This is a genomic window from Halopiger djelfimassiliensis, assembly GCF_000455365.1.
In the GTDB taxonomy this organism is placed as follows: Archaea; Halobacteriota; Halobacteria; order Halobacteriales; family Natrialbaceae; genus Halopiger_B; species Halopiger_B djelfimassiliensis.
The window spans coordinates 232,080-259,054 of sequence record NZ_HG315686.1; the positions used below are offsets into that span (position 1 = coordinate 232,080).

The 26,975-nt window shown below is 61.6% G+C and carries 27 protein-coding genes, 2 tRNA genes and 2 pseudogenes; 14 read left to right on the plus strand and 17 right to left on the minus strand.

Annotation, left to right across the window (positions count from 1 at the left end; all coding sequences use genetic code 11):
• Positions 1–39: 39 nt before the first annotated feature.
• Together TX80_RS12255 and TX80_RS12260 are read left to right on the plus strand one after the other, a co-directional pair.
• On the plus strand, positions 40–1,194 hold the full coding sequence (locus TX80_RS12255; protein ID WP_049923423.1) for a thiolase family protein: 1,155 nt from the start codon (positions 40–42) through the stop codon (positions 1,192–1,194).
• Complete coding sequence (locus TX80_RS12260) at positions 1,191–1,550, plus strand: nucleic acid-binding protein (RefSeq protein WP_049923424.1); 360 nt, start codon at positions 1,191–1,193, stop codon at positions 1,548–1,550. The genes TX80_RS12255 and TX80_RS12260 overlap by 4 nt, the downstream gene beginning before the upstream one ends.
• Here TX80_RS12260 and TX80_RS12265 read toward each other — a convergent pair.
• Entirely contained in the window at positions 1,529–2,326 is a 798-nt protein-coding gene (locus TX80_RS12265) for a DUF7547 family protein (protein WP_049923425.1), read from the minus strand. The genes TX80_RS12260 and TX80_RS12265 overlap by 22 nt on opposite strands.
• Positions 2,327–2,459: 133 nt before the next feature.
• Between TX80_RS12265 and TX80_RS12270 the strand changes: the two genes are divergently transcribed.
• From TX80_RS12270 to TX80_RS12280, 3 genes are all read left to right on the plus strand, one after another.
• Positions 2,460–3,131, plus strand: coding sequence for a DUF7504 family protein (locus TX80_RS12270; protein WP_049923426.1), 672 nt, complete (start codon positions 2,460–2,462; stop codon positions 3,129–3,131).
• Positions 3,132–3,200: 69 nt separating this feature from the next.
• Positions 3,201–3,953 (plus strand): ribonuclease H-like domain-containing protein, encoded by a 753-nt coding sequence (locus tag TX80_RS12275; protein ID WP_049923427.1) that lies wholly within the window; start codon positions 3,201–3,203, stop codon positions 3,951–3,953.
• Positions 3,954–4,049: 96 nt separating this feature from the next.
• A complete protein-coding gene (locus tag TX80_RS12280; protein WP_049923428.1) occupies positions 4,050–4,451 on the plus strand; it encodes an acyl-CoA thioesterase in 402 nt (133 codons plus the stop codon).
• Between the two features lie 26 nt (positions 4,452–4,477).
• Here the strand turns inward: TX80_RS12280 and TX80_RS12285 are convergent, their stop codons facing one another.
• The 3 genes from TX80_RS12285 to TX80_RS12295 all read right to left on the minus strand — a co-directional run bounded on the left by TX80_RS12285 (position 4,478) and on the right by TX80_RS12295 (position 7,073).
• Positions 4,478–4,771, minus strand: a complete 294-nt coding sequence (locus tag TX80_RS12285; RefSeq protein WP_049923429.1) for a HalOD1 output domain-containing protein — start codon at positions 4,769–4,771, stop codon at positions 4,478–4,480.
• Between the two features lie 529 nt (positions 4,772–5,300).
• Positions 5,301–6,362, minus strand: a complete 1,062-nt coding sequence (locus tag TX80_RS12290; RefSeq protein ID WP_154658640.1) for a hypothetical protein — start codon at positions 6,360–6,362, stop codon at positions 5,301–5,303.
• Positions 6,363–6,887: 525 nt separating this feature from the next.
• Entirely contained in the window at positions 6,888–7,073 is a 186-nt protein-coding gene (locus tag TX80_RS12295; RefSeq protein ID WP_049923431.1) for a hypothetical protein, read from the minus strand.
• Between the two features lie 792 nt (positions 7,074–7,865).
• Between TX80_RS12295 and TX80_RS12300 the strand changes: the two genes are divergently transcribed.
• Complete coding sequence (locus tag TX80_RS12300) at positions 7,866–9,245, plus strand: hypothetical protein (protein WP_154658641.1); 1,380 nt, start codon at positions 7,866–7,868, stop codon at positions 9,243–9,245.
• Between the two features lie 188 nt (positions 9,246–9,433).
• On the opposite strand, the gene TX80_RS12305 is transcribed toward TX80_RS12300, so the two are convergent.
• The gene (locus tag TX80_RS12305) at positions 9,434–9,655 is read right to left on the minus strand and encodes a hypothetical protein (protein WP_154658642.1); all 222 of its coding nucleotides are present in this window, start codon (positions 9,653–9,655) and stop codon (positions 9,434–9,436) included.
• A gap of 151 nt (positions 9,656–9,806) precedes the next feature.
• Positions 9,807–10,222, minus strand: a pseudogene (locus TX80_RS12310) (DDE-type integrase/transposase/recombinase); the annotation flags it as partial.
• A gap of 123 nt (positions 10,223–10,345) precedes the next feature.
• On the opposite strand from TX80_RS12310, the pseudogene TX80_RS18700 reads away from it, so the two are divergent.
• Positions 10,346–10,985: pseudogene (locus tag TX80_RS18700) on the plus strand (IS6 family transposase).
• A gap of 559 nt (positions 10,986–11,544) precedes the next feature.
• On the opposite strand, the gene TX80_RS12315 reads toward TX80_RS18700, so the two are convergent.
• The 6 genes from TX80_RS12315 to TX80_RS12340 all read right to left on the minus strand — a co-directional run bounded on the left by TX80_RS12315 (position 11,545) and on the right by TX80_RS12340 (position 15,395).
• Positions 11,545–11,618, minus strand: a tRNA-Thr gene (locus TX80_RS12315).
• Positions 11,619–11,630: 12 nt separating this feature from the next.
• Entirely contained in the window at positions 11,631–12,137 is a 507-nt protein-coding gene (locus tag TX80_RS12320; protein ID WP_049923434.1) for a GNAT family N-acetyltransferase, read from the minus strand.
• Positions 12,115–13,329: a phosphoglycerate kinase gene (locus tag TX80_RS12325; protein WP_049923435.1), complete on the minus strand. Its 1,215-nt coding sequence runs from the start codon at positions 13,327–13,329 to the stop codon at positions 12,115–12,117. The genes TX80_RS12320 and TX80_RS12325 overlap by 23 nt, the downstream gene beginning before the upstream one ends.
• A gap of 117 nt (positions 13,330–13,446) precedes the next feature.
• On the minus strand, positions 13,447–14,061 hold the full coding sequence (locus TX80_RS12330) for a CBS domain-containing protein (RefSeq protein WP_049923436.1): 615 nt from the start codon (positions 14,059–14,061) through the stop codon (positions 13,447–13,449).
• A gap of 93 nt (positions 14,062–14,154) precedes the next feature.
• Positions 14,155–14,916: a GTP cyclohydrolase III gene (locus TX80_RS12335; RefSeq protein ID WP_049923437.1), complete on the minus strand. Its 762-nt coding sequence runs from the start codon at positions 14,914–14,916 to the stop codon at positions 14,155–14,157.
• A 152-nt stretch (positions 14,917–15,068) separates the two neighbouring features.
• Positions 15,069–15,395: a DUF5785 family protein gene (locus tag TX80_RS12340; RefSeq protein ID WP_049923438.1), complete on the minus strand. Its 327-nt coding sequence runs from the start codon at positions 15,393–15,395 to the stop codon at positions 15,069–15,071.
• Between the two features lie 174 nt (positions 15,396–15,569).
• Between TX80_RS12340 and TX80_RS12345 the strand changes: the two genes are divergently transcribed.
• Positions 15,570–16,583, plus strand: a complete 1,014-nt coding sequence (locus TX80_RS12345) for a D-glucuronyl C5-epimerase family protein (RefSeq protein ID WP_081661587.1) — start codon at positions 15,570–15,572, stop codon at positions 16,581–16,583.
• Between the two features lie 186 nt (positions 16,584–16,769).
• On the opposite strand, the gene mct is transcribed toward TX80_RS12345, so the two are convergent.
• The gene (gene mct / locus TX80_RS12350) at positions 16,770–17,948 is read right to left on the minus strand and encodes a succinyl-CoA:mesaconate CoA-transferase (RefSeq protein ID WP_049923440.1); all 1,179 of its coding nucleotides are present in this window, start codon (positions 17,946–17,948) and stop codon (positions 16,770–16,772) included.
• Positions 17,949–18,084: 136 nt separating this feature from the next.
• On the opposite strand from mct, the gene glmS reads away from it, so the two are divergent.
• From glmS to citE, 5 genes are read left to right on the plus strand one after another with little or no spacing between them, the layout of a single operon-like run.
• Positions 18,085–18,540: a methylaspartate mutase subunit S gene (gene glmS, locus TX80_RS12355; protein WP_049924065.1), complete on the plus strand. Its 456-nt coding sequence runs from the start codon at positions 18,085–18,087 to the stop codon at positions 18,538–18,540.
• A complete protein-coding gene (locus TX80_RS12360) occupies positions 18,541–19,980 on the plus strand; it encodes a methylaspartate mutase subunit E (RefSeq protein WP_049923441.1) in 1,440 nt (479 codons plus the stop codon).
• Between the two features lies 1 nt (position 19,981).
• Positions 19,982–21,253 (plus strand): methylaspartate ammonia-lyase, encoded by a 1,272-nt coding sequence (locus TX80_RS12365; RefSeq protein WP_049923442.1) that lies wholly within the window; start codon positions 19,982–19,984, stop codon positions 21,251–21,253.
• Positions 21,246–22,313 carry a 2-methylfumaryl-CoA hydratase gene (gene mch, locus TX80_RS12370; protein WP_049923443.1) on the plus strand — a complete coding sequence of 356 codons (1,068 nt, stop codon included), beginning with the start codon at positions 21,246–21,248 and terminating at the stop codon, positions 22,311–22,313. Before TX80_RS12365 ends, mch begins: the two co-directional genes overlap by 8 nt.
• Positions 22,314–22,323: 10 nt before the next feature.
• Positions 22,324–23,373: an L-malyl-CoA/beta-methylmalyl-CoA lyase gene (gene citE, locus TX80_RS12375; protein WP_049923444.1), complete on the plus strand. Its 1,050-nt coding sequence runs from the start codon at positions 22,324–22,326 to the stop codon at positions 23,371–23,373.
• Positions 23,374–23,416: 43 nt separating this feature from the next.
• Here citE and TX80_RS12380 read toward each other — a convergent pair whose 3' ends face one another.
• The 3 genes from TX80_RS12380 to TX80_RS12390 all read right to left on the minus strand — a co-directional run bounded on the left by TX80_RS12380 (position 23,417) and on the right by TX80_RS12390 (position 25,384).
• On the minus strand, positions 23,417–24,247 hold the full coding sequence (locus TX80_RS12380; protein WP_049923445.1) for a hypothetical protein: 831 nt from the start codon (positions 24,245–24,247) through the stop codon (positions 23,417–23,419).
• Between the two features lie 255 nt (positions 24,248–24,502).
• Positions 24,503–24,586: transfer RNA gene (locus TX80_RS12385), tRNA-Ser, on the minus strand.
• Positions 24,587–24,619: 33 nt separating this feature from the next.
• On the minus strand, positions 24,620–25,384 hold the full coding sequence (locus tag TX80_RS12390) for a hypothetical protein (protein ID WP_049923446.1): 765 nt from the start codon (positions 25,382–25,384) through the stop codon (positions 24,620–24,622).
• A 155-nt stretch (positions 25,385–25,539) separates the two neighbouring features.
• On the opposite strand from TX80_RS12390, the gene TX80_RS12395 reads away from it, so the two are divergent.
• Positions 25,540–25,764 carry a hypothetical protein gene (locus TX80_RS12395; protein WP_049923447.1) on the plus strand — a complete coding sequence of 75 codons (225 nt, stop codon included), beginning with the start codon at positions 25,540–25,542 and terminating at the stop codon, positions 25,762–25,764.
• A 1-nt stretch (position 25,765) separates the two neighbouring features.
• Here TX80_RS12395 and TX80_RS12400 read toward each other — a convergent pair whose 3' ends face one another.
• Positions 25,766–26,371, minus strand: a complete 606-nt coding sequence (locus tag TX80_RS12400) for a uracil-DNA glycosylase (protein WP_049924067.1) — start codon at positions 26,369–26,371, stop codon at positions 25,766–25,768.
• Positions 26,372–26,975 lie beyond the last annotated feature (604 nt).

A 26,975-nucleotide genomic window follows, 5' to 3' on the forward strand; every position in this document is an offset into this window, starting at 1 on the left:
TCCCTCACTTATAAATTACTGCTTCAAGTTCGGTACGGTATGGAACGTGTTGCAATCATCGGCGCGTCCATGACCCAGTTCGGACAACGCGAGGGCTGGATCATGGATCTCCTCGCCGAGGCCGGGATCGAGTGTCTCGAGGATGCAGGCGTCGATTCCGACGCCGTCGAGCACCTGTACGTCTCGAACATGGCCAGCGGCGAGTTCGAAGGACAGACCGGGGTGATGAACGCGCTTGCGCACGATCTGGGCGTGATGCCGGCGTACGCCCAGCGGATCGATCAGACGAGTTCCAGCGGCGGTGCAGGGATCTACGCCGCCTGGCAATCGGTCGCAAGCGGGGCCAGCGAGATGACGCTGCTGGTCGGCGGCGAGAAGATGACTCACTGTACCACCGGCGAGGCAACCGACATTATCGCCTCGATCGCCCATCCGGCCGAGTACAAACAGGGCGTCACGCTGCCGTCGTTTGCCGGACTCACGGCACGACACTACCTCGAGCGGTTCGACGCGCCCCGGGAGAGCCTCGCGAAGGTCGCGGTCAAGAACCACGAGAACGGGGTCGACAACCCGAACGCCCAGTTCCAAAAGGAGATCGACGTCGAGACGGCCCTCGAGTCGCCGATCGTCGCGGATCCGCTTCGGCTGTACGACTTCTGTCCGATCACGGACGGCTCGGCCGCGCTCATGTTCTGTCCAGAGTCGGTCGCCGCGGAGTATACCGACGAGTACGTCGTGGTTTCGGGTATCGACGGCGCGACCGACACCCACGTCGTCCACGAACGCGAGGATCCGACCGTGATGGGCGGCGTCGTCGAAAGCGGGCGCGGTGCCTACGAGATGAGCGGCCGCGAACCCGAGGACATCGACGTCGCCGAACTCCACGACATGTTCACCATCCTCGAGTTCCTCCAGATGGAGGGACTCGGGTTTGCCGAACACGGTTCGGCCTGGCAACTCGTCGAGGAGGGATACACGACACGAGACGGCGAGTTACCGATCAACACCTCCGGCGGACTCAAGTCCAAGGGTCACCCGCTCGGCGCAAGCGGCGTCGCTCAGGGCGTCGAGATCTACGAACAGCTCATCGGCGAAGCAGGGCCGCGACAGGTCGACGCGGACGTGGGACTGTGCTGCAACGTCGGCGGCTTCGGCAACTGCGTGATTACCACCATCATGGAGGCTGCACAATGACCATGGAGGCCACCCGTTACGAGGACGGTTCGATCAGCTACCCCGGTCACCCGCGCGGCCCCGGCGGCGCGGAGCCGGTGGAAACGATCGACCTCAGCGAGCACACCGCGGAGGTCATCACCTGGACGACCAGTACCGCGACACCGCCGGGCGTTCGCGAACCGAACCACCTCGCGATCGTCGAGTTTACCGTCGACGGCGAGTCGGTTCGGGCCCTCGGTCAGGTGACGACCGACGACATCGAGACCGGGGACGAAGTCCGGCCGGTCTACGTCGAGGAACTTCGCGAGCCCGGCGCTGGAATTCGGGAACCCGAAAGCCAAGACTGGGACGGTTACCGGTTCGAGCCGGTCTGAGTTCCGTTGTCGCCGTCGGAATCCTCCCCCTCGTCGGATTCGTCGCTTCGGTCGGTTTCGTTATCCGTCTCCGAGCCGCTGTCCGCTTCGGGCCGGTCGGAACGGTTCGAATCCGCTTTTGTCGGGTCATCGTCGTCCGGCGCGTACTGATCTCTCAGCGTCTCGAGTTCGGCGTCGACGTCGACGCCGGGATCGGGCCCGTCGGCACCGTCGGTTCGACCGTCGTCGGTTCCGTCAGTTTGGGGCCGATGATCGTCGATGTCGATTTCGACCGCGGTCGACGAGTCCGTCCGCTCTGACTCGGCGCTCGAAGTCGCGTTTCGAAGTCGCTCGTCGACCTCGTCACGGAGTTCGCGCGCTTCCGTCAGAAGGTCGCGTGCGTCCTCGTCGGCCGAGAGCGTCCCCGACGAAACCGCCCGCTGGAGTTCGGCTAAAACGCTATCGAGTTGGGAGAGGGTCGTCCGCCGGAGGTCACCGGCACGGTCGCTCGTGGTAGCCGTCATCTCCGACGCGCGATCCCTGACCTCCCGTTCGGTTCGAACGATCTCGAGGCCCCGCTGGAAGGCCTCGAGTGTCCGAACGCTCGACTCGAGAACGGCGAGGGTCGCCGGAATCGCGACGTCGTCGGTAAACGCGAGTAACTCCCGCGGTGTCGGTGGACGAAGCGGCGGTCGACGGCGCGGCGAAGTCGTATCGAGTTCCTCTCGGAGTTCGTCGATCGTTCGTGTGAGTTCACGAACGGCGTCGACGAGTTCGTCGTCGTCGCGGTCGGCCATATGCCCCGTACGGGTCCGGGTATCAAAAGATCAGGTGGTCGATCAGGGGGCTAATTCCCACCGGAAATCGGCCGCTTTTTAGCGTTTGTGCAGCCCCAATATTTATTGTATACCGGTTTGTTTGTTACGCAAGATGGTACGCGAGCATGGGAGTGTGGGGGCAGAAAGCGCTGCGTTTGCGCAGACGCTCGGAACGCTCAAGCGGCAGGGGAGTAATATTTTGCTCGTTGGGACGAGCACCAGCGGCGCTCACGAGGCCGTCTGTCACCGACTTCGGGGTGAAGTCGAATCGGGGGCCGAACCCGGGACCGACACCCGGTATCGGCTGTTCGTAACCGATACGGTCGATGGATGCTCGATACGCGAGAACGAGACCGAAACGTCTCGGACGATCGAATACGCCGATATGGATCTGGCACCGGAATCGAACGCACCGAGGGCCGACAACCGAACGCCGCTTAGCACGCTCGGCATCGAGATCATCGAAACCATCGATGCGTTCGACGAGGACGCGGACGGACTCGAAGCCGCCGAACTTCGCGTCTGTATCGATTCGCTCGTCCGACTCCTCCACGAATACGACACGGAACGGGTGTTTCGACTCCTCCATATGACGACCTCGCGGGTCGAACACGCCCGTGGGATGGGACACTATCACCTGCCACTCGAGCGCGATCACGACGCCGTCAACCTCCTCGAACCGATGTTCGACGCGATCGTCGAACTACGCGCACGTGGCGAGGAGTACGAACAGCAGTGGTACCTCTGTGATCGGGATACGACGACCGAGTGGATCCCGATCTGACCGCTCTCCGGGAGTCGTCGGTGCCGACCGATCCAAGCGTTTTTATCCACGCCGTTCCCCCGAACGGGTGTGCGAATCGAGAACAGTTTCATTCCCGTCCGCGGGGTCGGTGAGGTCACCGAACGTCGTCTCTGGGAGAACGGAATTACCCACTGGGACGAGTTCGACGGGAGCGTCGTCGGCGACACCCTCGCCGATCGGATCGACGCGTTCATCGACGAGGGACGGACCCATCTGGAACGCGGTGACGTCTCCGTCTTCGTGGAGGCGCTGCCTGCCGCCAGCCGGTGGCGGCTCTACGAGAACGTCCGGTCCGAGACCTGCTTTCTCGACATCGAAACCACCGGTCTCGACGCGACCTGTAACGATGTCACGACCGTCAGTCTTCACCGGAACGGCGAGACGAAAACCTTCGTCAAAGGCCGGGATCTCACGAGCGAGCGCCTCGAATCGGAACTCGAATCGTCGTCGCTTCTCGTGACGTTCAACGGCCAGCGGTTCGACGTCCCGTTTCTCGAGACCTGTTACGACGTGGACGTCTCGGTTCCCCACGTCGATCTCATGTACCCCTGCAAGCAACTCGGACTCGACGGCGGGTTGAAAGCGATCGAACGCGAACTCGATATCGATCGCGAGATGCCGGATATCAGCGGTCGCGACGCCGTGCGGCTCTGGCACGAGTACGAGGGCGGCGACGATCGCGCGCTCGAGACGCTCGTCGAGTACAACCGTGCGGATACGGAGAACATGAAGCCGCTGATGGAGATCGTCACGGATCGGCTTCACGAGCGCGTTTTCGAGACAGTACGCCGATCGGAGTAACCCGTTTCGACTGCGGGGGATCGGTTTCGGTGTTCGGTCCGACCGCCTTCCGAGACGGAACGGCACGCATACGGTGATCGGCTCCGTCGTTCAGGTATGGGCGGCAGCTACGATTACGAGGTCGACATCGACGTTCGGCTTCGGGACATCGATTTTATGGGACACGTCAACAATGCAACGTATGCCACGTACCTCGAGCAAGCCCGCGAGGCGTACTTCAGGAACGTTCTCGGCGTTTCACTCGCCGACGTGGATACCGTCCTCGCGAGCCTCGAGATCGATTACCTCAGGCCGATCGAGGCCGACTCGGCGGTCATCGTCGGACTGACGGTTCGTGAACTCGGAGACTCGAGTCTCCCGATCGCCTACGAAATCCTGGCCGACGGAGAACGAGCGGCGACGGCTCGCACAGTACAGGTCGTCGTCGACCGTGAAACGGGATCGTCCCGATCGATCCCCGACGAGTGGCGGGCCCGGATCGGCGAAACCGAAAGCTAAGGCCGGCACGTTCGGTGTCCGGCAGCTTATGTCTCGCGTTGACGCTCCTCGGATACTTCGACGTCACCGTCCTCCGTAACGACGACGTGATAGCCACAGAAGGGAAACTCGACGCGTCCCGCCGTTCGGGGAGTATCGTCTTCCCGGGGAGCAAACAGCGAATCCAGAGCTTCGGGATTGATGACTTCGTAGAGCGCTTCGTACTCGGGAGGTTCGATATCCGTCGGATCGACGCCCTCTCGTTCGGCGACTGCTTCGACGACTTCGAAACTGACCGACTCCATATCGTTTGCTTCCGAACGATCGACTGAGAGTAGCATTGGCCGGACTCTTTCTCTGGCCATATATAAAACCTCTGGCCTCAATCCTTGCTTGTAGGATTATTATATCCACTGATGTGTGTTTGTGTCCATTGGTGTATTACTTTCGAATCTATAGTAGAATAATATTATTACTGTAACTATTCTCAAAACACTTCAAGCGGAAATATTCGCCTGACAAGGGACGATTGTACCTCTGTGGCCGTTCCCGTTCCGGGATCATCCCGGAGCGGGAGCCGTATCGATTCACTTCGAGACGGGACGTTCATTCCGTGAACTGTCCTCGAGCAGGAGACTGTCCGGGTCGATTGGAAACGGGGGTTACCGATGGATGTGAGTTGTCTCCAATCGTACCTGGATAGGGAGTTATCCCGGACGATTGGTGGTTTCTGCCCATCCGTTATGAACGTTCACCTTGACTCAGCACTCGAACCGTCTCGGGGCCCCCGTTGCTGATTTCGGGTACGTCGAACGGACGGCGGACCGCCCGTTCGGCAACTGATCGGTTTCCGTCGATCGCAACGGCCCCTTAGAGAACGGGGTAGGAAGTCAAGTTCATCGAGAGGCTGTCGTACATGCACCGTCCGGAGTAGTAGTCGAACACTCCCCACTCGAGTGACCACTTGACTTGCGTAATCGGAGTCGGATCGTTGACTTTGACCAGGCTGGCGTTACTCGCTCGCATCCGGTCGGGCGTGTTAACGAGGTTTCGGCCGGGCATCTCGATGCGTGCCCGCGCGGTTTCCTCTTCGAACGGGCTGTCGTCGGTTACCGTTACGTCTCCGTCGTGGTCGTACGTGTACGAATACTCGATGCCGGACCGTGAGAGGGTGACCGTCGAACTTCCCTGTTGGTTGTCCTCGTTGTTCGGGTTCGGCGTCCAGTCGTCGAGTTCCGTCGAATCCTCGTTGTGGTCGTGAGTCAGCGTCTGGTCTCCCGTCCCGATGTGTGTAGTACAGGCACCCTGGACGTCCTCGACGCGCTGATCGGCCCGACTCCGGACTACCTTTACGTCACTGTTCCCCTCATACTCGTCGACGTAGGTTCTGAGTTGCGCGTATCCTTCCGCATTGGAGACCCCCTCCAGATCACCATCCTCTCGGTAATCCGATACGTTCTCGAAGTCGCTCGAGTGGACCGACGCGCGCTGCCGTCTGTCCGAGAGGTGTTCGTCGGCGGTCTCGTGGAGTCGCTCGACACTGGAGGAGGAAGTATCGGACTCGGTAGTCCCGTCATCGACACCGGTGAGCGCTCGTCCGGTGTACACCGAGAGGGTCCCGTCACTCGCGATCAGGTTGAACGCGACGACGTCGTCTTTGTTCCGGAGTTGAGCGTCGACGTACTCACCCATCGTTAGCGTTCGGACCTTCGAGTCGCTCAGTTCGGACCGTAGCGCGTCTTTCTCCTGTCGGAGAGCGTCTTTCACCTCGTCCGGGGAAATCGGATCCTGCGGGCTGCTCCGGAGGCTCACCGCCGGATTCGACCGCCGAGAACTCGCGGTTGCACTTCCGAGCAGCGTCGTTCCGGCAACCAGCGCACCTGCTCCGGTTTTCAGTACGTCTCGCCGGCCAAATGGGATATTATTCCCCATGATCGTCGATATACTGACCTAATATATATGAATTTTGTAAGAATAAGTATACAATTAATATTCGGGTGTGTGTACCGATCGTCGACCCGTGTAATATCGTCGAGGCAAGACGCAATCATCACGTTTGTGACCGACGAGTTCTCGGTGACAGTCCAAGCGGCCGGCGAACCCACCGCGCTTCGTTCGATCAGCGACTCGAATATCCGTATTCTTGTCGATATATGTGTTAATGTCGCTTCTAAAGTCGGCGGACTCACAAGCAGCCCGTTCCCCGACGATGGCGCGGGTATCATTGCTGTTGCACGGATTCGACCAACGGCACAGGGTTCACCCTGCTTTCGCCCCAGGTTACTCGTTGCTGGCTCTCTGTTGATTACTCCGCAGTGGTCTGTGGCAGCGTTCACCAGCAAGCACTCGAGAAAACGAGCTAATAACCGGTGAAAGGCATCATTGTGGGAGATAAAGGACCCGATCGGGGTCTGCTGTGCCGGATGAACGCCGTGTGTCGGTGTTAGAGTTCGTCAGTTACCACATTCCCGTCGTTGTCGACTTGAACGCCGTATTGCCCGTGTTCTTGTAGCCGGACTCGAGCACGTTGTCGACCCACTGGTTGACCGTCCGGGTCGCCGCCTTGTCGAGTTCCTCGGTCGCGATCGTCTCGAAGTCGATCCCCCCGTAGGTCTCGACCTCGATATCGAAGGAGTCTGCCATTGCTCGAGTGAGGGTGGTCTATCGACTTCCGTTTGTCTCGCGGTCACTGGCAACAACAGGTCAAAACGAGTCGTTTGTCAGCTGACGGTGCGGCTACGAGTTCTCAATAGTAGGATTCCTTCCACATATAGTATACCACCAGAAATTGTCGCAATCATCTTCTTCGCGAGTTCTCGCGGCCGATCCTCGATAGCTAAAAGATCAAAACGCCGGCAACCACTGCGCTGATTGCGGCGCTCTCGATTATAATTCAAAGCGTTTGTATAATTGGCAAAATTGATTTCTATCCACATGTATGTATGGCCATCTCAGCTGATCAATATGATTTGGAACCGAAGCAATGTCGTTCTCGGATTTGGAGCACTCACTACGGCATTAGGCCTACTTGTTATTATTTTGAGTTTCAGTCTCAATCTCGGCCAATCGTACATCGGCGCGGCTTTTGTTGCAGCCGGTTTGATCTCTGTCGGAGTCGACCGGACCGGACGCGCCCACACAAACCAAATGGATATTTATCGGTTTGCGCAGGCGACCATTGCGATTAGCGTCCTGCTCACGGTCATAGGAGATACTATATCTGGCTATGAGAGGCCAGTCTGGTACTTCCTGTCTCTGACGATGGCGTATCTGAGTGTCTCTGCTGCTGGGTTAGTTGCGCCACTGACACCCCGTCGAAGAGCGATTTTGGTGGTCGAAACGATTGGGCTCACTATCCTTTATCGCGCCCATCGATTCTTCCAATTAGACACGATACCCGGAAATGACCTAAATTTCCATCTTTATTTGACTGATTTGAACGGAGAGGATCAGTTTACAGCGCTGGCTGGCAAATACTCAGCTGCGAGTGGATTCCATTGGACAATCAGGACGGTAATTGAGGTTACGGGACTCTCGCCCAGAGTTGCAGTGTTCGTTACGATTGTTGTGCCGTTCGCGATCACGACCATCGTCGGTCTCTACGCGATCACGGCACGCTTAGTCGATCCTCGAGCAGGAATCCTTGCCGGAGTGCTCGCTGGGGTCGGGGACATGTTTGTCGTCCGGAGCGTAACTAGTATCACACCGTCTGTAATCGCTATAATCTGTGCTTTGGGAATTATCTATATATTGACGACAAGAGACAATTCGTGGATCTCGAGAATAGGGATAATCGTCTTATTGGTTGTCAGCCTCTTAGCGCATCACTTAGCGAGCGTTATCACAGTCTGTTTGCTCATCTCCATCTTTGCAGTCGATAAGGGAGTCGAACTTTGGGGACAGCGAAAGACAAGAGTCCCGATCGATGCACTGCAAGCGACCTTGGCCGGAGGCGTGATGCTCCTCAATTGGATGCTCACCCCGTCTGGCGAGTATTCGCTGTTAGGAGGAGCGATGGTCCGCATCCTCCGGACCCTCTCGAGCGTCGGAAATACCTCAACCGGATATGCGGAGTCTCTCGATTACTCGATTCTCTCGAACTGGCTCTATCAGCCTGGGTATGTGGTAGTCCTCGCGCTCGGAGTTGCCGGTGCGATCCTGTGGCTCGACCCGTCTCGGATGGACCCGCGCAGGCTGGTAATCGTCAGCGGCACAGCTGTAATGGGAATTTTAGTTTACCCGCTCACTCTCGCAGGACTTGATAAGTTCTTGCTCCCCCATCGAATCCTCATCTTTTTGGTGATTTTCCTCTCTGTGCTCGCCGCTCTTGTCCTCAAGGAAATCTCTCTCCGACCGAGCGGCCAGGCTGTTGCTTTAGGGATGCTTGCACTGCTGATATTTGCATCGCTCACAACTCCGTATACGATCCGCAATGACCCCATCTATAACGAGGAGCGCGTCCATCGGACGGAACTCACCCAGTCTGAGGTAGATGCAATCCTCGAGGCCCATCGCGTTAGTGACGGACCGGTCTATGTCGATCCCCAAGTCGTTACCCGATCTGCGAGTTATCGGGTCTATCAAGCTGGGTTTGACTGGGGACGGCTCAAAACGTATCCACCCGCGAATAGCGAAATCCCAGAGGGGGCGATTATCGTCGAGCGAACCCAGATATCGAGTGTCGGCGATGTTGGGACGTTTGGCTCGAGTAGTCGCCCGAAACTAACGCCCTCCGCATGTGATTCGATCGTGAGGGTGTCGACGACAAAGGATACGATCCTCTGGCAGACCCAGGATACCTGCCGTTCCGAGTGAACAGGCGATCTACAGCAACGGTAACGAGACGGTCAACAACCCGCGAACTGCTGATTGATAATAAACACGAGTGCAGGATTGTCGCACGATATTCCCGCCGATCTTTGTGTCATCCTCCCGGTTGTCAAATGCAGTATCCACATTTTTAACGACGTTATTTTGGATGGTTTGGTAGTTACAATTTGAAATCACCCGGACAGCAAAGGCAGAATTATTCCCGTCTGATGTCTCTCCGTCAATATTATCCCGATGATCCGACAGTTCTCGACGTTTGCGAGGTCAACTCCGCGGCTGCCTTCAAACTCGTTCTCGGAGACCAACGTGCCGCCGTTCGTTTCGATCGTGATCGCCGTTGCGGTCACTTCAACCTGATAGTTGACGATCGACCCATCCACTCCATCGTGGTGCACAAACCCTGTGCATTCACCATCTCGCAATTGCGGATGTGGCAATCGGCGATATCTGACCGCACAAATGCCAAACGATCAGAGGGTCGGTAGATGCGGATGTTATCCAAAACCGTCCCATCGGCACTGTCTAGTTAAGCACCTCTGCTGGCGTCTATCCGTTGAGTGATTGGTGCGGTTGCTGTGTATTATAATAGTGTACGAATTGTTCAAGCCATTCGCGGACGCTCGCCCGACTGCCCACCCACGAATTATGGAAGCGGTCAACTCGCACTTTGAAGGTGTGAAACCACTTTTCAATCTGGTTTCGATCAGCGTAGTCGAGCTGCCCGCTCAACCCTACGCCCGAGAGAGGGCACTCAGATAGCCGTAGCCATCGACGAGAAACACCGTTTCGGAGAGATCGTGTTTCTCGGTCAATCGATGCAGGAACGCAGCGGCTGGATCGGTACCTCGTCGTCCAAACACTGCGACATCGAGAACGAGCCTAGAGTCTACGTCTATTACAGCGTACACCCAAGACCAGTCGCCGTTAATCTTGAAAGCGGTTTCATCGATGGCGACCCGCCGACGGCTGTGCCGTCCTCAGAACGCTTCGTGTTCTGCTGTCGAGGCGAATCTTCGATTCGCCGACCATTGGGGCGCTGTTCAGATAAGATCTGAAAAGCGAGGCGGTCAGAATTCTAGGTATCCATGCCAGAATCCAGCCGCTTCACCGGCTCTAGTACCGGGATTCAATTAGATTTTGTGGAGCGTGAGGCGACACCGCGCGAGCTAATGCGACTGAGTATCCAGCTCCATCTGTCTGGATTATCACTTTCGGATACTGTTTCTGTCTTAGAGAGATTCGGTGTCGAACGAGCACGATCGACGATCCATAATTGGGTGCAGAAAGCCGATCTACAGCCGACAGCTGATAAACAGCCGGATCACGTTGCGCTCGACGAAACCGTGATCCAACTCGATGCTCAGCGCTACTGGCTGTACGCGGCTATCGATCCCGAAACGAACGAATTCCTCCACGTCAAGCTCTATTCAACGCGTACAACCGCACTTACTGAGATGTTTCTCCGCGAACTGAGAGAGAGAGAAACACGACATCGAAGATGCCGTGTTTCTCGTCGATTCAGCAACATGGCTCAAAGCGGCACTCCACAATCTCAGCCTCCGATTTCGCTACGAAAAACACGGAAATCGGAACGCTGTCGAACGTCTCTTTCAAGAGATAAAACGACGCACCTCCCAGTTTGGAAACTGCTTCAGAAACGCCGATCCGGCAACTGCAGAAACATGGTTGCAGAGCTACGCATACTGCTGGAATCAGCTAATCTGAACAATGCCTCGGTCGGAACGGAGCGGATTCCGAACCGTCCTTCGGAGGCGGCCTGTCCGCCCACGAAACGAGGTAATATCCGAAAGGGCAGTCGGTGAACGCACATTCTAGAAGAGTGTGTCCGTGCTGACTGCTCAAAGCGAGCACCACGATACCCCCGACTCTGCTGACGCCTGCTGGCGTCCCACTGGCAAAAACAACAGTGGGACGCCATACACGGTCGAAGAGAGGGGAAACGGCGGTTTGGCACCGCCAGCAGTCCCTCACACCGATACTGTGGGACTACCCGTGCCCGAAAGGTGTGGTAGTCCGGTGGTTGGACTGCAAACCTGAAACTCCCACCGCTGAGCGGAATCGAAGATTCCACGATGCTCGGAAATCCCCGATTTCCGTCCGCTCGGGATTCCGCCGCGTTCACGCGGAGGAGGATGTCAAATCGTGTTGTTGGTGCCGTTAGGATGGTCGGTCCTCGAGGACATTCGCAACTGGCGGGAACGGGCCGGTAGCGATGAGAAGTAAGTCAAGTCACACCAGTATGGGCCTTGAACCCGAGAAGTCAAGCCAGGGGTGGGATTTGAACCCACGAAGTCTCGATTACAAGTCGAGTGCATGAACCGCCCATGCTCCCCTGGCGCAGTCCGTTAGTTATCCGTCCTCCTTTGAGTGTGTATCGTTTTCCGTCCGGTCCTCGAGCGACCGTTCCATCGTCACGCGGACGGAATCGTAGCCCTGCCGGCGGTAAAACCGTCTGGCCGCGTCGTTGTCGGCCATCACCTCGAGCCGGACGACGTCGACGCCGCTGGCTTCGAGGGACGTCTCGACGGCCTCGAGCAGTGCCGTTCCAACGCCCCGATCGCGGGCGGCGGGTTCGACGTAGAGGTTCGAGAGCGTGCCACGGGTGGTGTCGAGTTCGAGGGCTCCGCGTTCGACCGAGAACGAGGCGAACCCGACGAGCGTCCCGTCGACGCGGGCGACGAGGAGGGTGTCGTTGACCTGGTGGGCGGCGAGGATCTGTCGGATCGACTCGCGGTTTTCGTCGGCGCGGACGGCCGAACCGTGTTCGCGCTGGCCCCGGGCGAGTCGGACCCAGAGGTCGGTAACCGCATCGAGCTCGTCGCTCGTCGCCGGCTCAATCGTTAGCTCGGGGGCCATTCTCGAGTGCGGTCACTGCGGGAAGCCGTTCGGCGGTGAGCATCCGCAGCGCCGCGCCACCGCCGGTACTGACGTGAGAAAACCCGTCGACGCCAAGTCGTCGCAGGGCCGAGGCGGTGTCGCCGCCGCCGACGATACTCGTTGGAGCGGTCGTAGCGGTGTCGTACAGCTGTCGCGTTCCCTTCTGGAAGGCGTCTTCCTCGAAGACGCCGGCCGGACCGTTGAGAACGACCGTTTCGGCGTCGTTGAGGATCCGCCGGTAGTAGGAAAGCGTCGACTCGCCGATATCCATCGCGGCCTCGCCGTCGCGTGGCGGCAAGGCGTTGACGCCGACCTCGTGGCGGGAGCCATCCCTGGACACGGCGACGTCGCGGGGGAGTGCGATCTGATCGCCGTAGGCGTCGAGCAGGTCGGCAGCCCGGTCGATCTCGTCCCAGTAGCCCTGATCGTAGATGAAATCGGAACTGGCGTCGCCGAGGTCCACCCCGTCGGCGATGAGAAAGACGTTACCGACGACGCCCGCGGTGAGGACGTGATCCGCGAGTCCCTTCTCGAGGACGCTCCAGGCCACGTCGATCGAGTCGGGGACTTTCGCACCGCCGAGAACGTAGACGCGGGGCTCGGCCGTTTCCTCGATCGAGCCGAGGACGTCGAGTTCCGTTTCCATCACGCGACCGGCGTAGCCGGGTAACACGGTGGGAAAGCCAACGAGCGACGGCTGTGAACGGTGGGCCGCGGCGAAGGCGTCGTTGACGTACGCGTCGAGCACGGGGGCCAGCCCTTCGACGAGGTGGGTTCGGGCGGCTCGGTCGGGATCGAACTCCATGTACTCCTCGCTGTAAAAGCGGGTGTTCTCGAGGACGAGGCAGTCACCGTTTCCGAGTGCTCTGACGGCGTCGCGGGCGGTCTCACTGAAGGTTGCGTCGACGAAGTCGACCGGTCGGCCGAGCAACTCCGCGAGTCGCTCCGCGTGGGAGGCGAGCGAGACGAAGTCGTCACTGCCGGGCCGACCCTGGTGGGCGAGGACGGCGACGCGGCCGCCACGCTCGAGCAGTTCCGAGAGGGTATCGACGTGGGCGCGTAGTCGGGCGTCATCCGCGAGTGCTCCGTCGTCGTCGACCGGACTGTTGACGTCGACGCGGACACCGACGGTGGTCCCTTCGACGTCGAGCTCGTCGAGGGTAGCAATCATTGTCGACCAGTGCACCGCGACACCCGAAAGGTCTTTCTATCGGAAGGAATCCCCTCGTGAACAGTTAGCATAGAAATGGTGCCGTACCGTGCGTGGTGACCACGCACACCGGAGCTGTCATACCGTTCGACAGTCCGAACAGACCAGTTGTCCGTTGGCGTCCCACAGTTCGTCCGCGAGCGACCCGCAGGCTTCACAGACACCCTGCGTGGTGAACTCGTCGCCGCCGTTGGGGAGCACCTGTGACTGCGTGGTGGTCTCCTCGCCGAGACGGGGGTTTGCGCGCTCGTCGGCGTGTCGCTCCCGTTCGGACGGCTCCTCGTTCGATCGAACCGGCGTCATCGCCGCCTGGAACGAGCCTGCGGCGGCGATCACGTCCCGCTGGGTGACCAGTCCGAGCACGTCGTCTTCGGTTTCGACGACGACGTTTCGGATGTTCTGGCGCGCCATCGTACTGGCGGCGTCGGTAAGCGAATGATCCGGCTCGAGCGAGATAACGGGGGTCGTCATCGCCTCCTCGACGGCCGTTTCGGCCGGATCGCGTTCGTCGGCAACGAGTTCGAGCACGTCCCACTCCGTCATGATGCCGACCGGTTCCGTTCCCCGGACGACGAGCACGCAACTCGTCCGCTCCTCGCGCATGAGCTGTACGGCACCCAGGACGGTATCGGACTCGCTGACACCGACGTATTCGGTCGTCAGGACATCCCTGACTGACAGTTCCGATTCCATATGTAACCAATGCCCGTGCCCGGGCTAAAAGTTACCTCCGGCACACTTAAGAAACCACACGGCGAAGTTCCGTAACTTCAGTTTTCGAGCCGTCTACCGCTCGAGTTCGACCCGGGTGCCGTCGGCTCGACAGGTCTCGAGGGCGTGTTTCGCGGCGAAGCCGGCTTCGTGGGCGCTTTCGCCGCGACCGACGCCGACCTGTAACTCGACGTCGACGGTCTCCTCGACGTGATAGATCGCCTCTTCGTAGGCGTCGGCGTCGAGGTCCGGACAGACGACGATGACGTTGTCACCGCCGACGAAAAACGAGAGGCTGTCGTGGGCGTAGCGCATGTGTCGCATCAGTTCCGCATAACCCTGTTCGATCTCGATGAACGTATCGAAGGCGTTGAGTTCGTCGGTGTAGTTACCGGTCGCGTTGATGACGTCGAAGTGAGCGATCTGGACGTCCTCGTCGGTCCGGTACTCGTCATCGATGGTCCGTCCCTCGAGACACTCCCGTCGGTTCTTGTCCTGTGCGCTGCCGGCCGCCTGAAGGCGTTCTGTCGCGTCGGAAAGCGCCTGAACGGGCGTTTTTCCCGCGGCAACGCCGAGACTGAGCGTCACTGGATACCGGTTGCCGATCGACTCCTGAAGGAGTTCGTGGTCGGTCATCGAGAGCCCGTTCGTGACGGCGATCATATTGTCGAACCGTGAAAAGAAAACGTAGCCGTCGCGGTTGCCGACGAACTGGGAGATATCGGCATAGAGGCGGGACTGCAGCGTCTGAAGATCGGCCTCGCGTCGGGGCTCGGGGGTCACCGTCCACGGCCCGTAGTTGTCGATCTGAACGAGCGTCACCTGCGTATTAGTCACGGTGCCCGAAGCTTTCGAACGCCATCGTATAAGTGATACGTAATCCAGATTCGTGATGCTCGAGAACCCGTAGGGCGGCGGCGATGATCGCGGCCGACGCTCCGTCGCCGGCGTACAACTTGACTATCGAACAACGAGACCGCAGCGGGTTCTCAGGCGTGGATCTTTTCGGGGTCTTTGCCCTGGGGATGGTACTTCCAGAAGTTGCCTTCTCGCATCGCGGCCCCGACTGCCTTGTGCATGTCCGTGATCGTCTCGAACTCCTCCTCGTCGACGTATTGGAAGATCTCACGCATCGCGACGACCGTCTCGTGGTTGATCCGGATCGGATAGTCGCCGTACTCCTCGACGAACTCGTCGCGGTCGAGCGGGAAGTCCTCCTCCTCGTCGACCTTGTCGGCGATGATCCGCATGTCGTACTTGCGCATCCCCTCGCTGCCCTCTTCTCCGTCCGGGTCGACTGGCCAGTCGCTGCTCATACTCGGACGTGTGTAGGGGTTCCGCAAAAGGGTTACTACTGCGTCGAACTCTTATTACCGATCTCCGGAAACGAACCGCCAAGACCCTCCCGTGTCGTACAAGAGTGTACTCATCCCTCTATCGACGTGCGAGCCACAGGAAGGGTTAACAGTACGACATGAGTAGCTGACAATATGAGGCGGAGAGCGTTCCTTACCGTTTGTACAGCGGTTACAGCGGGGACCGCCGGCTGTACTGCACCGTCATCGTCCGGGGTCACACGTCGACGAGTCGGGATCGATGGAACGGAAGTTCTGGCGAAAGACTACGACCTTCTCAAAGTCGGGTACTGGGATCGTCCGCAATGGTTTCAGAGCCCATATTCACGTCGGGAAGAGCCGATAGCTGCTGATGCTGTCGCGGAATGGGCGGACATCTCGATGGCTGAGATTGGGGAGGAAACTGGGCACCATCCGTTACGGACGCTCCGAAACCTCGGGAGCCTTGCTGATAGTTATCGATTATCTGAGGAGGACGCACTGTTATCCAAAGCCACGTCGATTACTGATGAGCTACTCGAGAATTACACGACGGAGTCGAACGACGCATACTTTTTCAATTACGGGTTCGACCACAGCCTCAAAACCGAGTACACGCGAACTGCGCCGTGGTTTTCCTGTATGGCACAGGGGACCGGCCTCGCCGCGTTTCTGAGATGGTACGAACTCACGGGGGATTCGAAGTGGCTGGATCACGCGAGGAAGACGTATCGCTCGATGGTCGGGCTTCGCCGAAACAATCCGGATGAATGGGTCACCTACGAGAAAGACGACTATCTATGGCTGTCCGAGTATCCCGAACCGGGGACCACAATGCGGGTCTTGAACGGGTTCGTCATTGGACTGTGGGGACCGTACGAGTATTGGGTCGTCACTGAGGACAGCAGGGCCAAAGAGTTCGTCCAAGCCGCGATGACGACGTTGGAAGCCCACGCGATGGATTGGCGAAACGAAGGCGATACCAGTTATTACGATTTATCTTCCGGTGATCTGGCTCCAGAACACTACCACACCCTCCACGTATTCCAGTTCTATCAACTTTCAAAACTCTCCCGAGAGCCGTATTTTGCGACGGTATTACAGGCGTTTCTCGAGGACCGGCCCGACTTGGACTGGATCTATTGTGAGGACCTCAGTACGTGCAAATGAGCTGCCGGATCGAGTGACGTTCGGGTAGGGTTCGACTGAGACCGTTGCTCGGAGTTGGAAAGGCACACCGAGGTACTGTGACGGTATTACCGGTCGATCACGTTTAGCCGTCCGGACGAGGTAGTTCGACGTTCGCACTCGTTCCGCAGGCGGATCTCCACATCGAAACGACGGTCAGCCCGTCACTCAGTCGTCGGCCGTCGTTTCGGCGTCGGCTTCGTCCCCGAGGATTTCCTCGCGGTGCTCGTCGAGCAACGGCGCGCGACCGCGGGGCTTGGGCGGTGTCTCGGTCATCTTGATCGGGGTGCCTGCGATTTCGACCTCCGTGTCGGCACCCGGTTGTTCGACCGGAACGAGCATGTCCCGTGCGCGGACGTGTGGATCGTCGAAGATGTCTTCGGTGTTCTGGACCGGTGCGACCGGAACGCGGCCCTCGAGCGTCGCCACGAGTTCGTCGTTGGTGAGTTCACCGATCCACGATGCGATCTCCGCCCGTAGTTGCTCGCGGTGCTCGAGGCGGTCCGCGGCGGTCGGATACGACTCGGCGAGGTCCTCGCGGTCCATCGCCGCACAGAGTTCGGTCCAGTGGTTGGTGCCGAAGGCGGCGATGACGGCGTAGCCGTCGGCGGTCTCGAAGGCGTTGTAGGGAAACAGCGTCGGGTGGGAGTTGCCCTGCCGGGTCGGCGGTTCGCCGGTGTAGGACTGCTGGTAGATCGCGCGTTCGGTCATGCTGAGCATCGAGTCGTACATGCCGGTGTCGACGTACTGGCCCTCGCCGGTCCGCTCGCGGTGATAGAGGGCGGCGAGCGTACCGATACAGTTCAGCGTCGCGGTAAAGAGGTCGCCGATCCCGGGGCCGACTTTCATCGGCGGGCCGTCGGCCGGCCCGGTGATCTCCATGACGCCGCCAAGCGCCTGTGCGATGAGATCGAACGAGGGCTGTCCTTGCCGGTCGGTCTCGCCCGTACGCGGGTCACCAAAGCCACGAATCGAAGAGTAGATGAGCTGTGGATTGTGTTCCCGGAGGGTCTCGTAGCCGAGGTCGTACTTCTCCATCGTGCCTGCGCGGTAGTTCTCGATCACGATGTCGGCCTCCTCGACGAGCGACAGGAAGTCCGCGCGATCCTCCTCGTCGGTGAAATCGAGTTCGATGCTCCGTTTCCCGCGATTGACGCTCTGGAAGTAGCCGCCGTAGGCTTCCTCTTCGGCGTCGTCGACGTACGGTGGGTTCGAGCGAATGAGATCGCCGCCGGGCCGTTCGATCTTGACGACGTCCGCGCCCATGTCGGCGAGCAACATCGTACAGTACGGCCCGGCGAGCACCTGAGTGAGATCCAGCACGCGAAGGTTCGAAAGTGCTCCCATGTACCCCTTCTTTGCGAGACGACTACCAAAATCCTTACCATCGATAATGTAGGTAGTTCCCATGGCATATAGACGCAGTTAGGCTGTTTAAGGTGTATTATCATGGAAGATCATTAAGTTTATGCCCCAGTTCATCATGGTTCTGCACACGATGTCCCAAACGGTCGTCCTCGGCGTGATCGGCTCCGACGCTCACGTCGTTGGCATCACGATCCTTGAGCAGGCCTTCAGTGCAGCTGGCTTCGACGTCATCAACCTCGGCGTCCAGACTTCCCAGACGGAGTTCGCCGAGGCTGCGGTAGCACACGACGCCGACGCTGTACTGGTTTCCTCGCTCTACGGACACGCCGAGCAGGACTGTCAGGGCTTCCACGACGTCCTCGCGGAACACGGCGTCGATGCAGTCACGTACATCGGCGGCAACCTCGCCGTCGGTCAGGACGACTTCGAGCGAACCCGCCAGACGTTTCGCGAACTCGGGTTCGACCGCGTCTTCGACTCCGAGACCGATCCCGAGGACGCGATCGCTGCCCTCCGACAGGACCTCCAGCTTACACCGACCGAGTCGGAACGTGCTACCATCAGTTCCTAGATGATACGAGACGAACGCATTCCCCCCGACGAGCTACGGCGTATCGACGAGGAGATCCGGTCCAACTGGTCGACGGGTGCCGATGTCGACTTTCAGGAAGCCATCGAGTACCACGAGTCGCTTCCGGAGCACAAGCGGTTCGCCGACGTCCTCGAGTCGGCCGACAAGCCCCTGTTGCAACCGCGGGCCGGCGTTCCACGCCTCGACGACCAGATCGAACTCCTCGAGTACCTCCACGAGGCGGGACAGGCCGACCTCCTGCCGACGACCATCGACTCGTATACGCGCGACAACGAATACGAGAAGGCACAGGAAGGGCTCGAAAAGGCCCGCGAGACGGACGAAGACACGCTCAACGGCTTCCCGGCGGTCAACCACGGCGTCGACGGCTGTCGCGAACTGATCGAGGCCATCGACGCCCCGATCGAGGTCCGCCACGGGACGCCGGACGCCCGGTTGCTCGCGGCGATCACGTTCGCCGGCGGCTTCCAGAGCTTCGAAGGCGGCCCGATCTCCTACAACATCCCCTATACGAAGCGACACGGGCTCGAGGAGACTATCGAACGCTGGCAGTTCGTCGATCGGCTGGCCGGCGCGTACACCGAGCGCGGGATCCGGATCAACCGCGAGCCGTTCGGTCCCCTCACCGGAACGCTGGTGCCGCCTTCAATCGCCATCGCGATCATGCTGGTCGAGGGTAAACTCGCCGCCACGCAGGGCGTGCGCTCGATCACGCTCGGCTACGGGCAGGTCGGCAACGTCGTCCAAGACGTGGCCGCGCTGAACGCGTTGAAGAAACTCGGCAACGAGTACCTGCCTGACGACGTCGTCGTCACGACGGTCTTTCACGAGTGGATGGGCGGCTTCCCGCCGGACGAGGCCCGCGCCAACGGCGTCATCGGCCTCGGCGGGATGACCGCGGCCATCGCGCGGCCGGACAAGGTCATCACCAAATCGCCACAGGAGTTCCAGGGCGTGCCGACGAAGGAAGCGAACGCCTCGGGACTCCGGACGACGCGGCAGGTCATCGACATGGCCATCGAACAGCAGATCGACATCGACGGCATCGCGGAGGAACAGGACCTCATCGAGCGCGAGACGCGATGTCTGATGGAGACGATCTTCGAGCACGGCGACGGCGACGTCGTTCAGGGAACGCTCGAGGCCTTCGAATCGGGCGCGCTCGACGTGCCCTTCGCTCCGAGCGACAGCGCGAAAGGGGACGTGCTCCCGGCCCGCGACGACGACGGCCGCGTTCGGATCTTCGAGTGGGGCGACCTCGCGATGGACGACGACATCAAGGAAATCCACAAGGCGCGGCTCTCTCGACGGGCCGACACCGAAGGCCGCGACCAGTCGTTTCGGATGGTCGCGGACGACGTCGACGCGATCAGCGACGGCAAGCTCATCGGCCGACCGAAGTCACAGGGTGACGTCTGATATGGAGATCACAGGCATTCACGCGACGCCCGGCTACTCCGGGTTCTTCTTCGACGACCAGCGCGCGATCAAGCGAGGCGCACAGCAGGACGGGTTCACCTACGACGGCGACCCCGTCACGGACGGCTTCGACGAGATTCGACAGGCCGGCGAGACGCTCATCGTCGACGTCGAACTCGCCGACGGGACCGTCGCTCGGGGCGACTGCGCAGCGGTCCAGTACTCCGGTGCCGGCGGACGCGACCCGCTGTTCCGGGCCGCGGAGTACGCGCCCGTAGTCGAGGGTCCCGTCGGCGACGAACTGGTCGGTCGGGACGCGACCGACTTCCTCGAGAACGCGGAACTGCTCGAGGACCTGCGGGTCGACGGCGAGCGACTGCACACGGCGATCCGCTACGGCGTCTCGCAGGCGCTTCTGGCTGCGGCCGCCGAAGCGACGACCGCCACGCGTACCGGTGTCCTCGCCGACGCGCTCGATACCGAACCGGCGACGGAGCCGGTTCCCGTCTTCGGCCAGTCCGGCGACGACCGCTACACCAACGCCGAGAAGATGTTCGTCAAGGGCGTTCCCGTCCTCCCCCACGCACTTATCAATAGCGTCGAGAAGATCGGCGCGAACGGCGAACCCCTGCTCGAGTACGTCGAGTGGCTCGTCGAGCGCTCTCGGGAGTTGGGGCCGGAGGGCTACGAACCCCGCTTTCATATCGACGTCTACGGCATGATCGGCGAAATCTTCGGCCCGCCGTACGACCGTCCGGAAGTGGTCGACTACTTCGGAGCGCTCGCGGACGCGGCTGCGCCCTCCCCGATCCAGATCGAGGGGCCGATGGACGCCGGTGGTCGCACCGACCAGATCGAGGCGATGGTCGAGTTGCGGAACGGGCTCGCGGAGGCGGGCGTCGACGTCGACATCGTCGCCGACGAGTGGTGTAACACCTTCGCGGACGTACAGGCGTTCGTCGACGCCGAGGCCGCCGATCTCGTCCAGATCAAAACGCCGGATCTCGGCGGGATCCACCGCAGCGGGCAGGCGGTCAGCTACTGTGAGGGGACCGAGACCCGCGCATACCTGGGCGGCACGTGCAACGAAACGGCCACGTCCGCGCGGGCCTGCGCACACGTTGCGCTCGCGACCGACGCCGCGCAGGTGCTCGCCAAGCCGGGAATGGGCTTTGACGAGGGGTACATGATCGTCGAAAACGAGATGCGGCGGACGCTCGCGCGCCGCGAGCGCGACCGGCGACGCGCCGACGAGGTGACCGCGGATGACTGACTGGACCGACCCAGACACGTTCTCGCGGGCGCTCGAGCGGGCCGACACCCGGGAGAAGGGCAACTACTTCGAGCGCTTCGAGGAGGGGGATCTCATCGAGCACGACCCGGGACTCGCGCTCACGCGGTGGGGCAACGAGTCGTGGATGAGCCAGACGCTCAACCACGATCCCGCCTACTGGCGGTCCGATGCCGCCCAGCAGCGGGGGTTCGACGAGCCGCCGATCCACCCGGACTACCTCACCGCCGCGACGCTCGGGAGCACCGTCGAGGACCTGAGCGAGAAAGGCGGCTACTTCCTCGGCCGGACCGACGTGCGGTTCCCCGGAACGCCGGTCTCTCCGGGGACCGAACTCCGCGTCGAGAGCGAAGTCGTCGACACGGCCACCTCGAGTTCCCGCCCCCAGTACGGCATCGTCACCTGGCGCACTCGCGGGAAAAACGCCGAGACCGGGGACCTCCTCTGTACGTACGAGCGGACGAACATGATCCCCCGACGCGAGCCGGTCGAAACCGACGGCGGCTCGAGTACGTCGACCGAAGCGCCCGGGGAAGACGGTGGCGGGCTTCCGGACGAGTTCGTCACCCCGGACGGCGGGTACTTCGAGGACTTCGTCGACGCCCTCGAGACGGTCGACGGTCGCGACGCGGCCGTCGCGTATCGCCACGAACGCGGACGCACGCAAGACGACGTGACCGTCGCCTCGCTGCCGCTTGCCACGCTCAACACCGCCAAACAACATCACAACGTCGACGTGATGGCCGACTCCCCATCCGGAGATATCGTCACCTACGGCGACGTCACCCGCTCGACGGCGCTCGGTCACGCCCGCTCGGACGAGCGGACCTGGCGCGAGGTCGGCTTCGACGACGAAACGTTCCACACTTTCGTCGCGGCCGGCGACACCGTGTACGCGTTCACCCGCGTGCTCTCGGCCGAGGACGACGCCTCGAACGAGACGGCGGGAACCGTCCGGTTCGAACACATCGCGTTCAACCAGAACGACGAACCCGTCTATTCGGGAACCAGAACCGCGGAGATTCGAAAACGATCCCCCTGACACGATACCGATGACCGACACCGACGACATCCGACTCTGTCGCACGTTCCAGACTGCACCGGCCGCCGTTCCGAAATCGGACTCGGCGAAATACCTCGTCTCCGCGCTTGAAGCGGAGGGATTCCGGGCTCCCGACTGGCTCGTCCCCGACATGGAAGACGGGACGGCCCCGGACATGAAAGCCGAGGGACTCGAGAACACGATCGAGACGGTCCCCGAGTACGAGTTCCCGGGCGAGATCTGGCCCCGCGTCGAGTGGAGCTACGAGGACGCAACGTTCCGCGAGAAGGGGACCGAGCAGATCGACCGACTCGTCGCGGAACTGGGCGACGAGATCGACGGCGTCGTCGTCCCCAAGGTCGGCCGTCTGGCGGACGTCGAACGCGCCGCCGCGGTCGTCGCCGAGGCCGAGGCCGAACACGGCTACGACGACGGCTCGATCGGCCTCTCGATCATCGTCGAGACCGGCCGCGCACGGTCGGACCTCCGTGAGATCGCCCGGTTCGGCGAGGACTCCCGGCTCACCGCGCTCGTCTTCGGCCCCGTCGACTACACCGCCGAACTCGGCGGCCGCGACCTCGGCGACGGCCGGCCGCGCTGGGACGGCCTGCTCGAGGCCCTCTCGAACGAGGCCAGCGCCGCCGGGTTGCTCTCGATCGGCGGTCCCTTCGACGACCTGTTCAAGGAACGCGCCGGCCTGACCTACTACAACGCCGACGAATACGCCGATCAGGTAGCGCACGAGACTCGCCTCGGTCTCGACGGCTCCTGGTCGCTGTACCCCAAACAGACGATCCAAGCCAACACGATTCACATGCCAACGCCGGCGGAACTCGAGCGCGACGTCGACAAAATCGAACGGTTCAACGAGGCCAAACGCGAGGGTACCGGCGCGGTCACCCTTGACGGCCAGATGGTCGACGAGGCGACGTTCAAGAACTTCGAGAACACGGTCCAGCAGGCCCGGACGATCCACCGTACCCGACCGGGCCAGACCGAGGAGTACTACGACGCCGATCTACTCGAGCGCGCGCTCGAACTCGAACTGTCGTATAACTAGCGACTGCCGGGCCACGTGTGCGGTCGCCCTTTTCCGACGTGGGCTAGACGGTGAGCAACAGGAGCGAGTATCCCCCTGCGCCGACGACGAACGCCCAGAAACGGCTCTGTCGTTCGGACGGAAGTTCCTCTTTGATCACGTTGAGCACCACACCCCCGGCGAGGAACGCAAACAGGAGCGCGAGCGTAAACTCGCTGACGGGGGTCGCGTATCCGACGGCAACCCCGACGAAAACGGCGGCGGCGAGAACCCATCGGCCGTACCCGCGGTACGTTCGTCCGTGGTGCTCGGACAGACCGACATCGTTCACGAGGAAGTGCAACGCCATCGCGACGAAGAAGAACGTCAGACTCGCCGCCCCCGGCTCCTCCGGGTGAACGAGGAGGTATCCGACGAGGGCGTTGTACGCCGCGAACGACCCGACGTGAATCCAGAAAACGCCGGTCGACGCCGCTCGGGCGGTCGGGGGTCCAGATCCGTCGACAGCGCGGCCCACGATCGATCCCGCGCGGGCGAACGTCGAGCCGAACCCGACCGTTGCGAACCGTTCGAGGCCGTAGAAGCCGACGAACCCGACGAGTGTGACGACGTAGACGTGGTAGTCGAGGGCCGCGAGGATCGTTTCGCTCTCGCCGATCGTCTCCGCTGCGGCCCCGACTCGAGGTAAGACGTGGACGAAGACGTACGCGACCGAGACGCCCCCGGCGATCGACAGCCACCGGCTTCGCGGGCTGGCCTCGAGGAACTGGAGTCGATCGGCGACGACGTGAACGAGTGCGAGTCCGAGCGCGAACGCCGGGACCAGCACGTCGCCGAGTGGTGGGATGGCGATCGCGTGTATCGACGGCCCACCTGCGACGCCCTGTGGCCACATGGGTAGCGATTCGCGCTCCGGCATCTTGAGGGCGCTGCCCGCGAATCAAGCGTTGACGCCGAGTCCTCTTCTCGGGGCCGAGGGGATCGTCTCCGGGTCGTGTGCACACCGAACAGCTATTTCGATGCCGCCGTGCGAGTACTGACCGACGACAAAACGGGTGGATGGGATTCGAACCACGGTCGGAGCGACGTTCCTTCCCGATTCAGATCCCTTCGTCCACGCTTCGCTCCTTACCTCGGTTCGTCGCAGAAACGGTGGGGATGGGATTTGAACCCATGAGGCTTGACAGCCACCTGCTCTCAAGGCAGGCGCGTTAGGCCGCTCTGCCACCCCACCTCGCCTATGATTTTCCGCCGCGTTCAAAAAGGATTATCGGTTCTCCACTCGCTCGAGCGTCTCGTCAGCCCCGACGGCAAGCCCCACCTCGTCGACGGCAGCCGCCGTCGCGGCCGCGATCGGCCGACCCGCATGTCGATGCGCCTCGAGCGCGGCGATCGTCGAACAGAGCCCGTCGGCCGTCGCCACGGAGGGCATCGACGGTGCGAAGCCGATATCCAATCCGGCCTCGGCCGCCCGGTCGGCGAGCGTCGACAGCGCCGGCGTCGCGTACGCGTCGGTGAAATCGATCGTATCGGTAAACCCCGCGACGTACGCTCGTCCGGCCGACGACGGACCGAGAACGACGTCGTGTCGCCGAAGCGCCATCGCTACCCCGTCGATCTCCGAGCGGCCGACCAGCGGGACCGTCGGTTCGACCACGCCGACGTTCCCCGCGTCTTCGCGCTCGAGGAGGTGCGTGACGGTGTTGCCGATCCGCGCTGAACGAGTCGAGCCGACCTGTCGTTCGAACCGGACGCTGTCGTCCTCGTGCTCGGCGTCGTCCCCGAGGGCCTCGGCCGCCAGCGCTCGAACCTCCGCTTCGGGCTCCCCGTCGGCAAACGGCTCGGGCAGCGTGCCGTCGTCGCGGTAGTTGACGAGCAGGTCGGCCCCGCTTTCGTCGACGGCACGGAGGACGTCGGCGACGGCGGCTTCGTAGACGGTGACCGCTTCGAACTCGGAGAGCGACGTTGTCTCGACGAGCGACGGGAGCACGAGTCCTTCGCGGGGTGGATCGACGGGAACGACGGCGATCATACGCTACCGTCCGGTACCGTGACCCTTGAACGCGGCGTTTCCACACACCGGTCCCGTTCCGGCTGTTTCCAACCGGATGCGTGTCGGACGTTCGAGCCGTGGCGTCCGCCGCGGATTCCTGTGGAATTATGCCGCTGGACTCCTTTCACCGGCGTATGAACGATCGAACGCTGACGGGGGCCGGACTGATCGGAACCCTCGTCGTCGTTGGACTGGTCGCGTTCGGCGCGTACGGGTTCGTCACCGGCTATCTGCTCGAGTCGCCCGGCGACCTGTTCGGCCCGTCGGTCGGCGTTCTCGCCGTTGCGGTCGTCGTCGTGGGGGCGTTGACCGTCCTCGGGTCGCGCTCGAAGCGGTGGCTGCGGAGCACGTACTGGTAGGTTAGCGTTCCCGTCGTCCCTTCGTCTGGCGGTAATCCGACGCCATCAGCGACGCGAAGTGCTCGAGCCACGCCTGTGTCTGGGCGTCGGATTGTGCCCGCGGATCGATCATGGGGACGAGCGCGAACCCGCGGCCGCGAACGGTCGTCGCGTGTGCGGCGGGGAGTTCGAGTTCGTCGACCGGCGTCGTCGTGTACTCCACGCCGAGCGCTTCGAGCGCCCGTTCGCCGACCGGAATCAGGACTTCGGGGTTTATCATCCGTATTTCGGCGTTGAGATACGGCTCGCAGGTGGCGACCTCCTCGTCGGTCGGCGGCCGTTCCGGGTCGCGACAGCGGGTGAGGTTCGTCAGGTAGGCGTTCTCGAGTTCGGGCCGGTCGGGCGGCGACCTCGCGTCACAGAGCGCGAGTCGCTCGAGCATCCGGCGGAGACTGGTTCCGCCGTTGGAGTCTGTGTCCGGAGCCGCGAACGGAACGCCGGTCTCGTCCGCCTCGGGGCTCGGCCGCTCGCCGACGAACAGGAAGTCCGCGCCGACGTCGCCGTAGCCGTGGACGACCTGCGTCCGCGGTTCACAGAGGGCTGGACAGTTCCGACACTCCTCGTCCATGTTGAACGGGTTCGACCGCGTTCGCTGATTCGCGTCCACACTCGGATCTCGGGCGGCGAGACCAAAAACGGCGCGCCTGAGCCGCGGTCCGGACGCCGGATCGGCCGTCGAGGATCGACTACAGGCGGCTCCCAGCCGTTGAGAGCGCGATCTGTTCGGCGTCGGGGAGCGCCGCGTCCTCGATTGCCTGCGGTTTTCGGCCCGCTCGCGGATCGCGCCGGTTCGACTTCAGCAGCGGCGTCGTCTCCAAGACGCCCTGTCACGGAAACAGACTCCGAATCCGCTCACCCGAATCGTAAGCGTCGACGGGCGACGGTCACCGGGGCGCTGCCGGCGACGCTGGGGCACTCGAGAACGAGGGTTCCACGGGCGAGAGCGTCGAACGGACGACGGTCGCTGCGCTCGAACACCATCGGAGCCACCGAAGTCAACGTCCCCCTGATCGCGCACGACAGTGTCGCGATCAGTATGTCACTCGTTTCGGTGGCTCCGATAACTGCTCCGGACGGGCTTTCGACACGCTGGGTGACTCCGACTCGAGAAAAGGGGTAATCGTCCGGCGATTCGAATCGACGACTGGTCACCGATCCGCGTCGATCACCGC